This window comes from Streptomyces sp. A0592, from assembly GCF_004795115.1.
In the GTDB taxonomy this organism is placed as follows: Bacteria; Actinomycetota; Actinomycetes; order Streptomycetales; family Streptomycetaceae; genus Streptomyces; species Streptomyces erythrochromogenes.
In genome coordinates this window covers 174,274-187,720 of sequence record NZ_SSBM01000005.1, presented here as the reverse complement: position 1 = coordinate 187,720, position 13,447 = coordinate 174,274, and the positions used below count along the sequence as shown (strand labels likewise).

Below are 13,447 nucleotides of genomic sequence, written 5' to 3'. Positions count from 1 at the left end.
GACACCACCGAGGACGAGCAGCGAGGGAGGGGCACCGATGGGCGAGGGTGACGAGGGGTACGGGGAGTGGCAGGAGCTGGTCGGCGCCGCGCTGCTGGGCACCGACCGGCGCCGGGGCGGGGGCCCGGCCGGCTCGCCGGAGGCGCTGCTGGACGCGGCGGCCGTGCACACCGTGCGCCGCCGCGCCGGGTTGCGGCCTGCGGGAGCGCGCCCGCGCCCGGAGCCCGCACCCCGCGACCCGCGGCCCGCGCCTCCGCAGGCGGCGGCCCACCGGCTCGCGCAACTGCTGGCCGGGCGCAGCGGCCCGGTGAACGGCGGCGGGCGGCGCGGATCGGCCCCGGACCTGACGGAGCTGCTGCCGCAGTGGCTGGCCGCGGCCGGACGGCACGGCTACCGCGCGCCCGCCGCGCTCGTACCGGCGCTGCTGGACGCCGCCCGGGCCCGTACGGACCTGCGCCCGCAGGCGCTGGCCCTGGCCGGGACGCGGGGGCTGTGGCTGGCGCGGATGAATCCGGACTGGCGGTTCGCCCTGCGCGGCGGGGCGGGCGGCGGGGAACTGCCGGACGTGACCGACGCGTCCGCGGTGGAACGGCTGTGGGAGGAAGGGCTGTTCGCCGAGCGGGTCGCACTGCTCGGGGCCGTACGGGCCCACGAGCCGGCGGCCGCGCCGCGACTGCTGGCGACGACCTGGGCGACCGAACGGGCCGAGGACCGGCTGATGTTCCTCGACTCGCTGAGGGTCGGGCTGTCCCTGGAGGACGAGCCTTTCCTCGAGGCGGCGCTGGGCGACCGCAGCCGCAATGTCCGCGCGACGGCCGCCGAACTGCTGTCGGCGCTCCCGCAGTCGGCGCTGGCGGGCCGGATGGCCGAGCGCGCCCTGGCCTGCGTGGGACCGGAGGGGGTGACGCCGCCGGCCGAGTGCGACGGGGGGATGCTCCGCGACGGCGTCGTCAAGCGGCCGCCCGCCGGCCGCGGGGAGCGGGCCTGGTGGCTGGGCCAGCTGGTGGAGGCGGCTCCGCTGTCGTGCTGGCGGGAGCGGTTCGGGGGCCTGGGCCCGGCGGAGATCGTGGCACTGCCGGTGGCCGCGGCCGAGGGCTGGACGGAAGAACTGCACGCGGCGTGGTGCCGGGCGGCGGTGCGCCAGCGGGACCCGCAATGGTCGCGGGCCCTGCTCGGCCCGGCGTCGGCGCCGCCCGCGGCGGGTCCGGGTACGGCCTCTCTCGCGGAGCGGGCCAAACTGCTGGAGACCCTCCCCGAGGGGGAACGGGCCGAGTGGGTGGCGCAGTTCGTCCGGGCGCACGGGCTGTCCGAGGCGTTCCAGCTGCTCGGGGTGTGCGTGGTGCCGTGGGCGGGCGCGCTGGGCCGCGCCGTGGTGGACGCGCTGGACGCCGCCCGGGAGGCCGGCAGCTATCCGTGGAGCTTCAGCGGAGTGATGGGCCTGGCCGAACGCTGCCTCGACCCTTCCGAGGCCGGCCGGCTGGAGGCCCTGACCGCGTACGCGGCGGCGGAGGAACCGCCGGACGCGTCGCCGGGCGCGGCCGCGTACTGGGCCGAGGCCTTCCAGCGGCTGGTGGCCACGCTCCGACTGCGCGCGGCGATGCTGTCGGAACTGGCCCCGTCCTGACCGGGGACCTGCGGGGCACAGCGCTGAAATCCGGAGCCGGACCCCTGCGGGGCGTGGAGCCGACGCCCGGAGCCGGGCCACTGTGCCCGGATCCCGGGCCGGCGCACGGCCGGAGCTCCGCCCCGGCTACCGCCGGAAGGTGGGCCTGGGGCGTCCGGCCGGGCACCGCCCGGACCCGGCACAAATGCTGCGGCCGCTGCCGGGATGAGCCCCGCTCGGGCGTGGCGAATGCGGCGGCCCCCGCCGGGCACTGCCCGGCCCCGCGGGATCCCGCCCCGCGCGGGGCGGGTCCGGCAGGGCGGACTCCCAGGGGGCCGGGGCGCGGCCGGACGGACGGGCCCCACCGCAGGACCGCCGGAGGCTACTGGCGGACGTGGGCGTTGACCCAGTCCACGATCGAGGTGGTCGTCGCACCCGGGGTGAAGATCTCGGCCACGCCCTTCTCCTTCAGGGGGGCGATGTCGTCCTCCGGGATGATGCCGCCGCCGAAGACCTTGATGTCCTCCGCGTCGCGCTCCTTCAGGAGCTCCAGCACACGCACGAAGAGCGTGTTGTGGGCGCCCGAGAGGATCGAGAGGCCGATCGCGTCGGCGTCCTCCTGGATCGCGGTGTCCACGATCTGCTCGGGGGTCTGGTGGAGGCCGGTGTAGATGACCTCCATGCCCGCGTCCCGCAGCGCCCGCGCGATCACTTTGGCCCCGCGGTCGTGGCCGTCGAGACCCGGCTTGGCCACCACCACACGGATCGGACCGGTCACACCCATCGCACTGCCTCCCGAGTGAACGAACGTTAAGTACAGCATCGCGCACGCCGCCGTTTCGCGGTCAAGCACGAGGGGGAAATCACACGTGGGACGGCATTGCGCCACCGTGCCGACAGCCGCACGGCACGGTGGCGCGGCGGCCGTCGTCCCCGGAGCATCACAGGAGGCCGTCGATGGGTCTGTCCTTACCCGTGCCCGTCCCCTTCTCCGGCGCCGCACTGCGGGCCGGAGCCCTGGAAGTCGTCGTGCTCGGCGGGCACCTCCTGCTGTACCCCACCGGGGTGTGCCAGGAGAAGGTGGCCGCCGTCCCGGCCACGACACGCCCGCCCGTCCTGCTGCTCCACGGGTTCACCGACAACCGCTCCGTCTTCGTCCTGCTGCGCCGCGCCCTCGCAGTCGGCGGCCTGCGGCACGTGGAGGCGTACAACTACTCGCCCCTCACCCTCGACCTGCGCGTCACCGCCCGCCATCTCGCCCGGCGTGTCGAGGAGCTGTGCGAGCGCACCGGCCAGGAGCGGGTGGACCTCGTCGGGCACAGCCTCGGCGGCCTGATCGGCCGGTACTACGTCCAGCGCCTCGGCGGCGACACGCGCGTGCGCACCCTCGTCACGCTCGGTACCCCGCATTCCGGCACCCGGGTCGCCCCCTTCATGGACGCGCACCCCCTGGTGCGGCAGATGCGCCCGGACTCCGAGGTGCTGGCCGAGCTGGCGGCGCCCTCGCCCGGCTGCGCGACCCGCTGCGTGGCGTTCTGGAGCGAGTTCGACACGCTGATGGCCCCGGTGGGGAGCGCCCGGATCGAGCATCCGGACCTGCGCGTGGAGAACGTGCAGGTCATGGGTATCGGCCACCTCGCCCTCCCGGCGCACCCGGCGGTCATCACGGCGGTCGGACGCGCCCTCGACGGCTCGGCGCCGACCGTCGTGACGGGCCCCGACGCCGCATCCGTCGCCTGACCGTTCGGCGACCCGGAGTCGAACACATTTCGAACTCAAGGCCAAGGCTGCGTCTTTCGGCGACCGAAAGACGGCCGAATGCCCGGTTCCGCTGATCTGGGGACCCGGCGAAGATTGTCGTTGCGAGTAACCGACGGGTACAGTCACGCCACTGCTCTCCTCCGGTGAACTTCGAGTTCCCGGCCACCCAGGCCCCCACTGCCGAGGCGAAAGAGAAGTTGGTGAACGACCGCCCCTCGTCGGGCCAGTACCCGGATGCCGGGTATGACGGCCTCTCCACCACCGCTTTCGCTGGTGACTCGACCTACGTTTCCTACGAAACGCAGGGCCAAGGGGTCAACTACGCTGCCTACGGCTCCTATGAGACCGGCGCGTACGACACCACCGCGTGGACCTCGCAGGACCCTTACCTGTCCACGATCCCGTCGCAGTCCGCACCCGAGGACACCACCGGGAGCTGGGACGCGAACGCCTGGAACACGGCGGGGGCGGGCACCGACTACTCCGGCTACACCGCCTACCCGACCGCCTCCTTCGGCTACGACACCTCCGCCGAGCAGACCGGCCACTGGGCGATGCCGGGCTTCGGCACCACCGGTACCGAGACCGGCGCCTACGACGCGACCGCCTGGAACACCGTCACGCAGGCCCCGGCACAGCCCGAGGCCGAATACGCGTACGACTACCAGCCCGCGCAGCAGGACTACGCGTACGGCACGACCACGCTGGGCACCGTCGGCTACGTCCACGAGACCCCGGCCGCCCCGGAGACCGGGGCCGACACCTACAGCGAGACCGCCGTCTTCGAGGTGCTCTCCGACCCGGCGCCCGAGGCCGCCGAGGCGTACGAGCTGCCCGAGGTCCACGAACTGCACGGCGTGCACGACATGCCCACCCAGGCCATGCCGGTGACCTCCGCCCCGCGCTCCGCGCGCCGGACCGCCGCCAAGGCCAACGCCAAGACGGCCGGTGCCAAGACGACGGGCGCCAAGTCGGCCGGCGGCCGTCGGCGCACCCCGGCGAAGCGTTCCGCCCTGCTCACCGTCGCGGTTCCCTCCGCCTGCGTGATGGGCGTCGCGGGCGTCGCGGCCGCCTCCGTCGGCGGACTCACCGGTACGGACAAGCCCGGCGAGGACACCACCACGATGGCCGCGCCCGACCCGGCCTCGGTGAAGCCGGTCGCCGCGAACACCAAGCTCGACACCCAACTGGTCGCGCTCAGCGCCGACGCGGGCGACTTCGCGGACCGCGCGAGCCGCACCCAGGAGCGCATCGACCTGCACGAACGCCAGGAAGAAGAAAAGAAGAAGAAGGCCGAGGAGGCCGCGGCCAAGGAGGCCGCCCGCCCCAAGTTCGCGATCCCCGTCGCGCAGCACGGCCTCAGCGCCAGCTTCGGCCAGGCCGGCGGCATGTGGATGTCGGTGCACACCGGCATCGACTTCCCGGTGTCCTACGGCACCCCGGTGATGGCCGCCACCGACGGCACCGTGCGCACGCAGTACAACAGCGCCTACGGGAACATGGCCATAGTGACCGCGCCCGACGGCACCGAGACCTGGTACTGCCACCTCAGCTCCACCAAGATCCGCGGCGGCAAGGTCAAGGCGGGCGATGTCATCGCCTACTCCGGCAACTCCGGCAACTCCACCGGCCCGCACCTGCACTTCGAGGTCCGGCCCGGCGGCGGCTCCGCGATCGACCCCCTGGCCTGGCTGCGCAGCAAGGGCCTGGACCCGAGGTAGGTTCCTCGGCACGACCGGTTGACCGAGTGCCCGGCAGCGTTCCCGCTGCCGGGCACTCGTGCGTACACAGGAGCCCGGACCGGGCCGACCCTCAGAGCTTCTGCACCGGCGCGTACCGCAGCAGCAGCCGCTTCGGCTTGTCGTCGCCGAAGTCGATGGTGGCCTGCGCGTCCGCGCCCGCTCCCTTGACCTCCATGACGGTGCCGAGCCCGAACTGGTCGTGCGTGACCCGGTCCCCGACCACCAGGGCGATGACGGGCTTGTCCGCGGCCCGGCGCGTCGCGAACCCGGACGGGCCGGACTTCGTGCGCGACGAGGACAGGAAGGCCTCGGGCGAGGTGCCGAACGAGGACCGTCCGCCGCCCGAGCCCGAGCCGTAGCCCGAACTGCGCATCGGGCCGGCCGGCTTCTGGGCCGCACCCGTGCGCTTCCACTGCAGGTACTGGTCCGGGATCTCCTCCAGGAACCGCGACGGCGGGTTGTACGACGGGGTGCCCCACGCACTGCGCATGCTGGACCGGGTCAGGTAGAGCCGCTCGCGCGCACGCGTGATGCCGACGTAGGCGAGGCGGCGCTCCTCCTCCAGCTCCTTGGTCTGGCCCAGCGCGCGCATGTGCGGGAAGACCCCGTCCTCCATGCCGGTCAGGAACACCACCGGGAACTCAAGGCCCTTGGCGGTGTGCAGGGTCATGAGGGTGATGACGCCGGAGCCGTCCTCGTCCTCGTCGGGGATCTGGTCGGAGTCGGCGACGAGGGCGACCTGCTCCAGGAACTCGGCGAGCGTGCCGGGGCCGGCAGGTGCCGTGCCCTCCGGCGCCTCGGCGGCCGCGGCCTCGCGCGCCTGCTCGAACTCCAGGGCCACGGCGGCCAGTTCCTGGAGGTTCTCGATCCGCGTCTCGTCCTGCGGGTCGGTCGATGCCTGGAGTTCGGCGAGGTAGCCGGTGCGCTCCAGGACCGCCTCCAGCACCACCGCCGGGCCTGCGCCCGAGTCGACGATCGTACGGAGCTCCTCCATCAGCGCGTTGAACCGCTTCACGGCATTGGTGGAGCGGGCCGCCATGCCGAAGGCCTCGTCGACGCGCCGCAGCGCCTGCGGGAAGGTGATCTTCTCGCGCAGCGCGAGCGCGTCGACCATCGCCTCGGCGCGCTCGCCGATGCCGCGCTTGGGCACATTCAGGATGCGGCGCAGCGGGACGTTGTCCTCGGGGTTCGCGAGGACGCGCAGGTACGCGAGGACGTCGCGGACCTCCTTGCGCTCGTAGAAGCGGACGCCGCCGACGACCTTGTACGGCAGGCCGACCCGGATGAAGATCTCTTCGAACACACGGGACTGGGCGTTGGTCCGGTAGAAGATCGCGACGTCGCCGGCCCTGGCGTCACCGGCGTCGGTGAGCCGGTCGATCTCGTCGGCGACGAACTGGGCCTCGTCGTGCTCGGTGTCGGCGACGTAGCCGGTGATGACGGCGCCGCTGCCGGCCTGGGTCCACAGGTTCTTGGCGCGGCGGTTCTCGTTGCGCTCGATGACGGCGTTGGCGGCGGAGAGGATCGTCTGCGTGGAGCGGTAGTTCTGCTCCAGCAGGATCGTCGTCGCGTCCTTGTAGTCCTCCTCGAACTGGAGGATGTTGCGGATCGTCGCGCCGCGGAAGGCGTAGATCGACTGGTCGGCGTCACCCACCACGCACAGCTCGGCCGGGGGCAGGTCCGGGTAGCCGGTGCCGACCAGCTCGCGCACCAGCGTGTACTGCGCGTGGTTGGTGTCCTGGTACTCGTCGACCAGGACGTGCCGGAAGCGGCGCCGGTAGTGCTCGGCGACGTCCGGGAAGGCCTGGAGCAGGTGGACCGTGGTCATGATGATGTCGTCGAAGTCGAGGGCGTTGGCCTCGCGCAGCCGGGCCTGGTACATCGCGTACGCCTGGGCGAGCGTCTTCTCAAAACCGTCGGCCGCCTGGTCGGCGAAGGCCTCTTCGTCTATCAGCTCGTTCTTCAGGTTCGAGATCTTGGCGTTGAACGACTTCGGCGGGAACTTCTTCGGGTCCAGGTCCAGGTCGCGGCAGACGAGCGCCATCAGGCGCTTGGAGTCGGCCGCGTCGTAGATCGAGAACGAGGACGTGAAGCCGAGCCGCTTGGACTCGCGGCGCAGTATGCGCACGCACGCGCTGTGGAAGGTGGAGACCCACATGGCGTTCGCGCGCGGGCCGACCAGGCCCTCGACGCGCTCCTTCATCTCGCCGGCGGCCTTGTTGGTGAAGGTGATCGCCAGGATCTGGCCGGGGTGGACGTTCCGGGCGGCCAGCAGGTGGCCGATCCGGTGGGTCAGCACCCTGGTCTTGCCCGAGCCGGCGCCGGCCACGATGAGCAGCGGGGTGCCGGCGTGCACGACGGCGGCGGCCTGCTGCTCGTTCAGGCCGTCCAGGAGCGCCGCCGGGTCGATGACGGGCTTGGGGGCGCCGTCCCGGTAGTACGCGTCCCCGGTCATGGGCACGTCGAAGTGGCCGCCGAAGAGGTCGTCCGCACCCGCCTCCGGGGCGGGGTGCTCCTCGGGCGGCGGCGGGACCTCGTCGGAGGGGGTGAGGTCCGCCAGGAAGCTGTCGTCAAAGAGGCTGCTCATCGCATTCCGAGTCTAGGGGGCGGGACCGACAGGCCAGCACGAGTTCCAGCAGACCGGGGAAGCGGAGCTCCAGGTCGTCGCGGCGCAGCGTGAGGTAGAGCCTGCGGCCCTGGGCGCGCCGGCCGATGACTCCGCTCTCGCGCAGCGTCTTGAGGTGGTGCGTGACGCTCGACCGGGGCAGGCCGGGCACGACCTCGCCGCAGAAGGCCTCCTCGCCGGAGGCGAGCTTGCGGACGATCTCCAGCCGGACGGGGTGTCCGAGCGCCGCCAGGACGTCGACGAGCTCGAGCCGGTCGGCGGCGGGGTGGGGCAGGTCGGCGGCGGCAGGCATGCCCCCCACTGTACGCAGATCTCGTACGGACGTTGCCGGAGCGTTCCTGAGCAGGGCGGCAGGCCCTCGCCGGCGGGCCGACCCGCTTCTTCGGCCGGGTCCGCGCCCCCGTACGCTCGACTGCCATGGACGTACTCATCAGTGTCTTCGTCGGCCTGCACATCATCGGGATCGCCGCTCTCCTCGGCGGCTTCCTGACCCAGATGAAGGCGATGAGCGCGGGCACCGCCCGCTTCACGCCCGCCATGCTGCACGGCGCGCTCACGATGCTCGTCACCGGCGTGCTCCTCGTCGGCTTCAACGAGATGGACGGCACGCCCGTCAACAACATCAAGGTCGGCGTGAAGCTCGCGCTCCTCTTCGTGATCCTCGCCCTCGTCTACGTCAAGCGCGACGAGGAGCAGGTGGACAAGGCGCTCTTCGGGGCGGTGGGCGGACTGACCGTGATCAACATCTTCATCGCCCTTCTCTGGCACTGACCCGCACCGCAGCGATCCGCTCCGGTCCCGTGCGGCCAGCTCCGATCGCATCAGGACACTTACGATCATCGCGTCATCCGCCCGTTACCTTCGGGTCTAGCGTCCTCCTCCAAGCACCGGCAGAGGAAGGACGTGAGGCCCTCGTGGCCAGTCATCGAAAGCCCAGGCAGCGCTCGCTCTCCGGCGGCCCGGTACGGACGACCGCCGCCATCGCCCTCGCGGGCGCTGCCACCGCCACCGCCTTCGAAGGCGCCGCCCAGGCCGACCCCCGGCCCACCCCCGCGCAGATCAAGACGGAGGTGGACCGCCTCTACGAGGAGGCCGAGGCGGCGACCGAGCGGTACAACGGGGCGAAGGAGCAGGCCGACGAGGCCGAGAAGGCACTGACCGGCCTGCGCGAGGAGGCCGCCCGCAAGGCCGACCAGCTCAACACCGCCCGCAGCGCGCTCGGGACGCTCGCCGCCTCCCAGTACCGCAGCGGTTCCCTGGGCACCGCCGTACAGCTCGCCCTGGCGGACGACCCGCAGGAGTACCTCGCCCAGGCCTCCTTCATCTCCCGCGCCGGGGACCGCAACGCCGCCGGGATCACCACCGTGCGCCGCAAGCTGGACGAGGTGTCGAAGCTGCGGGAGCAGGCCTCCGGCCGGCTCTCCGACCTCCGCTCCCGGCAGGACGAGCTCGCCGCCCACAAGGCCGAGGCCGAGGAGAAGCTCGCCGCCGCCAAACGCCTGCTGGCCAAGCTCACCGCCGAGGAGCGCGCCGCCTACGACGCCCAGGCGCCGGGCGCCGCCGCCTCCGCAGCCCCCGGCCCGGTCACCGCCGCGCCCCCGCCGGCCGCCGACGGCTCGCGCGCGGCCCGCGCCGTGGCCTTCGCGTACTCCTCGATCGGCAAGCCCTACGTGTGGGGCGCGACGGGGCCCGGCTCCTTCGACTGCTCGGGGCTGACCCAGGCGGCCTGGCGCTCGGCCGGGGTCTCGCTGCCCCGCACGACCTACACCCAGATCAACGCCGGCCGGCGCGTCTCCCGCGACCAGCTGGCCCCCGGCGACCTGGTGTTCTTCTACTCCGGGATCACCCACGTCGGCCTCTACGTCGGCAACGGCCAGATGATCCACGCCCCCCGCCCGGGATCGACGGTCCGGCTGGCGCCGATCGACTCGATGCCCTGGGCCGGCGCCTCCCGCCCGGCGTGAGGTCCCGGCCCTGCACGGGGTCCCTGCCCGGCGTGCGGCCCGTGAGCCCTCGGCCCCCTCAGCCCTGCGCGCAGTACCCGCACGTCCCGCGCCGGCGGAAGTAGTGGGCGAGGGTGGCGGCGCCCAGCGCCGCTCCCCACACGACCCACAGCATCGCCGGGTAGTTGGTCCCCCAGCCGAAGGGCTGGTTGCCGGCGCGGATCATCATCAGGCCGCTGGGGACGGCCACCACGGAGACCAGCAGGGCCGGGACGATCGCGGTGGCGGGGGCGACCGGCCTCCCCGCCCTGAACGGCACCCACCGCGGCCAGACCTCGCCCCAGCGCGCGTTCAGCCCGTGGGTGAGCACTCTGTGCCATGGCCCCGATCCCCCTCGGAAGTCGTCCTGGGACCAGGCTCCCGGCCTGCGGCCACCCGGCACATCGGCCGACCGGCAGAGATCGGCCGCCCCCCGACGGCCGATGTCTGCCGATCGGCAGATCCGCGGGCCGCGGCCTACGGGGCCTTCACCACGCCGCTCAGCCAGCCGAAGGTCTGCGGCAGCTGCTTGGACCACGAGTCGAGGTTGTGGCCGCCGGTGACCTTCTCGGCATGGACGGCGGTGGGCTTCTGGGCGATCGCCTTGAGGTCCATGCCGGACAGGTAGCCGTCCTGCTCCGCGCCCGACAGCCAGAGCGAGACCGCCGGCGGCGCCGGCTGGGCCTTGAGGACGTTCTTCAGGTTGTGCGAGACGCGCAGCTGCGGGTCCTGGGCGACGAGCGAGGAGGGTTCCTGGCCCGGGTCGTTGTAGCCGGACAGGGAGACGGCCGCGCTGTAGCGGTCGGGGTGGGCGATCGCCAGCTTGGCGGCGCAGTAGGCGCCGGCCGAGTAGCCGGCCACGCCCCAGGTGCGGGCCTCGTCCGAGGCCCGGAAGTTGTCGACGACCATCTTGCGGACGTCGACGCTGAACCAGCTGTCCGCGTTCACCTTGCCGGGGAGGTTGGCGCAGCCGGTGTCGCCGTTGCCCACGAGCATGGCGCGCGGCGAGACGAGGATGAACGGCTGCACCTTGCCGCTCTTCATCAGCGGCTCCAGCACCTCGTGGGCCTTGAGCCCCTGGAACCAGGACTTGCCCGTCCCCGGAATGCCCGGGATCAGCTCGACGACCGGGAACTTCTTGTCCTTGAAGGCCGGGTCGTCGTACTGCGGCGGCAGCCACACCAGCACGTCGCCCTTGACCCCGGATATCTTCCCGTCGAGCTCGGTCTTCTTCACGCGGCCGCCGAGGCCCTCGACCGGCTGGAAGGCCTGCTTGACCTTCGGCGCCTCTTCGACCTTCTTGCCGCCCATGCCGTCCGGACCGAGGTCGGGAGCCGCGGTGACGTACTTGCCCGTGCCGAGCAGATCGCCCCACGAGTTGTAGAAGTGCTCGGCCCTGTTGACGGCGACGAACACCACGGCGACGGCTGTGACCTGGGCGAACAACACCATCAGGGTGCGCAGGACGGTGCGTACGACGGCAGGGCCGCGCACCTTGCTCCAGACGGCCAGGGGAAGGATGACGGCGATCACGGTCAGCGCGATCACCGACACGAAGAAGGGTGTACCGGTCAAGCTCATCACGCCAGCCTAGAGTGCGGCCGGAGGCAGCCCGGTTGCCCATTCGACCTGCGGTGTGGGTCACACCGCAGGTCGGGGGCCGTCAGGCGTCACACGAGTCGGCGGGCCGTCGCCCAGCGGGTCAGCTCGTGGCGGTTGGAGAGCTGCAGCTTGCGCAGCACCGCCGAGACGTGGGACTCCACCGTCTTCACCGAGATGAAGAGCTGCTTGGCGATCTCCTTGTACGCGTAGCCGCGCGCGATCAGCCGCAGCACCTCGCGCTCGCGCTGCGTGAGCCGGTCCAGGTCCTCGTCCACCGGCGGCGCGTCGGTGGAGGCGAACGCGTCGAGCACGAAGCCCGCCAGCCGCGGCGAGAACACGGCGTCCCCGTCCTGCACCCGGAAGACCGAGTCCACCAGGTCGGTGCCGGTGATGGTCTTGGTGACGTAGCCGCGCGCACCGCCGCGGATCACACCGATGACGTCCTCGGCCGCGTCGGACACCGACAGCGCCAGGAACCGCACCGGATTCTCGGCGGCCGCCATCAGCGGGGCGCAGCGGCGCAGCACCTCGACACCGCCGCCGCCGGGCAGGTGCACGTCGAGGAGGACCACCTCGGGCCGGGTGGCGGTGATGACGGTGACGGCCTGGTCGACGTCGGCGGCCTCGCCGACGACCTCGACCCCGGTCCGGTCGGTCTCGCCGATCTCGGCCTGCACTCCCGTGCGGAACATCCTGTGGTCGTCGACGAGCACCACCCGGACGCGCCCCCGGCTACCGCCGGGGGGACCCCCGGTCTCCCCCGTGCCTGCGTTCTCTCCGGCCTCGGTCATGCCGCGTTCGCCGCCCTCTCCATCTCCAGCTCGACTTCCGTGCCGCCGTCGGGCGCGGACCGCAGTCGCGCGGTCCCGCCGTTGCGCTGCATCCGGCCGATGATCGATTCTCGTACGCCCATGCGGTCTTCGGGTACCGCGTCGATGTCGAAGCCCGGTCCCCGGTCCCGTACGGACACGAACACCGTCTGCCCCTCCACCTCCGCGTACACCTGCACCGGGCCGCCCTCGCCACCGTACTTGGCGGCGTTGACCATCGCCTCGCGCGCGGCCTGGATCTGTGCGGCCAGCTTCTCGTCGAGGGGGCAGTCGCCGACGACGACGACCTCGATGGGCACGCCGTGGTGGTCCTCCACCTCGGCGGCGGTCTTCTTCACGGCCTCGGCCAGGGTGGCCGGTTCCTCGGCCTCGTCCTTGCCGGTGCCCTCGGGCTTGTAGAGCCAGTTGCGCAGCTCGCGCTCCTGGGCGCGGGCGAGCCGGCGCACCTCGCCCACGTCCTCCGCGTTGCGCTGGATCAGGGTGAGGGTGTGCAGCACCGAGTCGTGCACGTGGGCGGCGACCTCGGCACGTTCCTGGGCGCGGATGCGCATGAGCCGCTCCTCGGAGAGGTCCTGGGTCATCCGGATCAGCCAGGGGCCGGCCAGCAGGGCGACCCCGACGAGGACGGCGAGGGTGGCGGTCAGGACGTTCCCGAGCTGCGCGGCGGAGCCCCGTACGACGATGAAGACGGTGAGGCCCACCCCGACCAGGGCGACGCCGGCGAGCGCGCGGGCGGCCTGGAAGAGCCGCCCGTGCCGTCCGGCGGCGGTGGTCCAGTGGGCGCGGCGGGCGTTGTCGGCCTGCCGCCATACGAGGACCACCCCGGCCCCGACCAGCAGCGTCGGCCACACGTAGCGCCCGGACTCGCCGCCCAGCTGGACCTTGGAGATGAAGATGCCCGCGCCGATGAACAGGGCGATCAGTGCCGTGATCTGCCCGCGGTCGGGTTTGCGCAGGCGGCGCGTGCCGTCGGGAAGGGCCTCGAAGAAGGAGCGGTGCCCGGCGCGCCCGCCGACTCCGAGCGGTACGAAGACCCAGAACGCGGCGTAGAGCAGCACGCCCAGCCCGTCGCCCCACATGAACAGCAGGAGGAACGCGAGCCGGACCCAGCCCACGGGCAGCCCGAGGTGCCCGGCCAGCCCGCGCGCGACACCGCCGAGCATCCGGCCGTCCGCGCTGCGGTAGAGCTTGCGCTGCGGCGGGTCGTCGGCGTCCGGGGCGTGCGGGGGGCGGGAGGCGGCGGCTACGGGCATGTCACCAAGGGTCACACGGCGGGCCGCGGCCGGGCATCAGGGCATCCC

At 72.7% G+C, this 13,447-nt stretch carries 12 protein-coding genes; 5 read left to right on the top strand and 7 right to left on the bottom strand.

What is annotated here, in order from left to right; genetic code table 11:
- The first annotated feature begins 37 nt into the window (after positions 1-37).
- A complete protein-coding gene (locus tag E6U81_RS10170; RefSeq protein ID WP_136229738.1) occupies positions 38-1,624 on the top strand; it encodes a DUF5691 domain-containing protein in 1,587 nt (528 codons plus the stop codon).
- A gap of 361 nt (positions 1,625-1,985) precedes the next feature.
- On the opposite strand, the gene E6U81_RS10165 is transcribed toward E6U81_RS10170, so the two are convergent.
- A complete protein-coding gene (locus E6U81_RS10165; protein WP_030764263.1) occupies positions 1,986-2,387 on the bottom strand; it encodes a cobalamin B12-binding domain-containing protein in 402 nt (133 codons plus the stop codon).
- Between the two features lie 173 nt (positions 2,388-2,560).
- On the opposite strand from E6U81_RS10165, the gene E6U81_RS10160 reads away from it, so the two are divergent.
- Together E6U81_RS10160 and E6U81_RS10155 are read left to right on the top strand one after the other, a co-directional pair.
- Positions 2,561-3,343, top strand: coding sequence for an alpha/beta fold hydrolase (locus tag E6U81_RS10160; RefSeq protein ID WP_136229737.1), 783 nt, complete (start codon positions 2,561-2,563; stop codon positions 3,341-3,343).
- 221 nt (positions 3,344-3,564) lie between these two features.
- Positions 3,565-5,085: a M23 family metallopeptidase gene (locus E6U81_RS10155; RefSeq protein WP_136229893.1), complete on the top strand. Its 1,521-nt coding sequence runs from the start codon at positions 3,565-3,567 to the stop codon at positions 5,083-5,085.
- 91 nt (positions 5,086-5,176) lie between these two features.
- On the opposite strand, the gene pcrA is transcribed toward E6U81_RS10155, so the two are convergent.
- Both pcrA and E6U81_RS10145 read right to left on the bottom strand, forming a co-directional pair.
- Positions 5,177-7,693 carry a DNA helicase PcrA gene (gene pcrA, locus E6U81_RS10150; protein ID WP_136229736.1) on the bottom strand — a complete coding sequence of 839 codons (2,517 nt, stop codon included), beginning with the start codon at positions 7,691-7,693 and terminating at the stop codon, positions 5,177-5,179.
- Positions 7,677-8,024, bottom strand: a complete 348-nt coding sequence (locus E6U81_RS10145; RefSeq protein WP_136229735.1) for a helix-turn-helix domain-containing protein — start codon at positions 8,022-8,024, stop codon at positions 7,677-7,679. Before E6U81_RS10145 ends, pcrA begins: the two co-directional genes overlap by 17 nt.
- Before the next feature lie 125 nt (positions 8,025-8,149).
- On the opposite strand from E6U81_RS10145, the gene E6U81_RS10140 reads away from it, so the two are divergent.
- Together E6U81_RS10140 and E6U81_RS10135 are read left to right on the top strand one after the other, a co-directional pair.
- A complete protein-coding gene (locus E6U81_RS10140; RefSeq protein WP_136229734.1) occupies positions 8,150-8,503 on the top strand; it encodes a hypothetical protein in 354 nt (117 codons plus the stop codon).
- A 143-nt stretch (positions 8,504-8,646) separates the two neighbouring features.
- Positions 8,647-9,696: a C40 family peptidase gene (locus E6U81_RS10135; protein ID WP_136229733.1), complete on the top strand. Its 1,050-nt coding sequence runs from the start codon at positions 8,647-8,649 to the stop codon at positions 9,694-9,696.
- Positions 9,697-9,754: 58 nt separating this feature from the next.
- Here E6U81_RS10135 and E6U81_RS10130 read toward each other — a convergent pair whose 3' ends face one another.
- The 4 genes from E6U81_RS10130 to E6U81_RS10115 form a co-directional block, all read right to left on the bottom strand.
- The gene (locus E6U81_RS10130; protein ID WP_136229732.1) at positions 9,755-10,045 is read right to left on the bottom strand and encodes a hypothetical protein; all 291 of its coding nucleotides are present in this window, start codon (positions 10,043-10,045) and stop codon (positions 9,755-9,757) included.
- 146 nt (positions 10,046-10,191) lie between these two features.
- Entirely contained in the window at positions 10,192-11,295 is a 1,104-nt protein-coding gene (locus E6U81_RS10125) for an alpha/beta hydrolase-fold protein (protein ID WP_136229731.1), read from the bottom strand.
- A gap of 89 nt (positions 11,296-11,384) precedes the next feature.
- Positions 11,385-12,107 (bottom strand): response regulator transcription factor, encoded by a 723-nt coding sequence (locus E6U81_RS10120; RefSeq protein WP_031147881.1) that lies wholly within the window; start codon positions 12,105-12,107, stop codon positions 11,385-11,387.
- A complete protein-coding gene (locus E6U81_RS10115; RefSeq protein ID WP_136229730.1) occupies positions 12,104-13,399 on the bottom strand; it encodes an ATP-binding protein in 1,296 nt (431 codons plus the stop codon). The genes E6U81_RS10120 and E6U81_RS10115 overlap by 4 nt, the downstream gene beginning before the upstream one ends.
- Between the last annotated feature and the right edge of the window lie 48 nt (positions 13,400-13,447).

Excerpts from the sequence above, each read along its gene's own strand:
- E6U81_RS10170 (WP_136229738.1), top strand. The coding sequence starts at position 38 with ATGGGCGAGGGTGACGAGGGGTACGGGGAGTGGCAGGAGCTGGTCGGC.
- E6U81_RS10165 (WP_030764263.1), bottom strand. The coding sequence starts at position 2,387 with ATGGGTGTGACCGGTCCGATCCGTGTGGTGGTGGCCAAGCCGGGTCTC.
- E6U81_RS10160 (WP_136229737.1), top strand. The coding sequence starts at position 2,561 with ATGGGTCTGTCCTTACCCGTGCCCGTCCCCTTCTCCGGCGCCGCACTG.
- pcrA (WP_136229736.1), bottom strand. The coding sequence starts at position 7,693 with ATGAGCAGCCTCTTTGACGACAGCTTCCTGGCGGACCTCACCCCCTCC.
- E6U81_RS10145 (WP_136229735.1), bottom strand. The coding sequence starts at position 8,024 with ATGCCTGCCGCCGCCGACCTGCCCCACCCCGCCGCCGACCGGCTCGAG.
- E6U81_RS10140 (WP_136229734.1), top strand. The coding sequence starts at position 8,150 with ATGGACGTACTCATCAGTGTCTTCGTCGGCCTGCACATCATCGGGATC.
- E6U81_RS10125 (WP_136229731.1), bottom strand. The coding sequence starts at position 11,295 with ATGAGCTTGACCGGTACACCCTTCTTCGTGTCGGTGATCGCGCTGACC.
- E6U81_RS10120 (WP_031147881.1), bottom strand. The coding sequence starts at position 12,107 with ATGACCGAGGCCGGAGAGAACGCAGGCACGGGGGAGACCGGGGGTCCC.
- E6U81_RS10115 (WP_136229730.1), bottom strand. The coding sequence starts at position 13,399 with ATGCCCGTAGCCGCCGCCTCCCGCCCCCCGCACGCCCCGGACGCCGAC.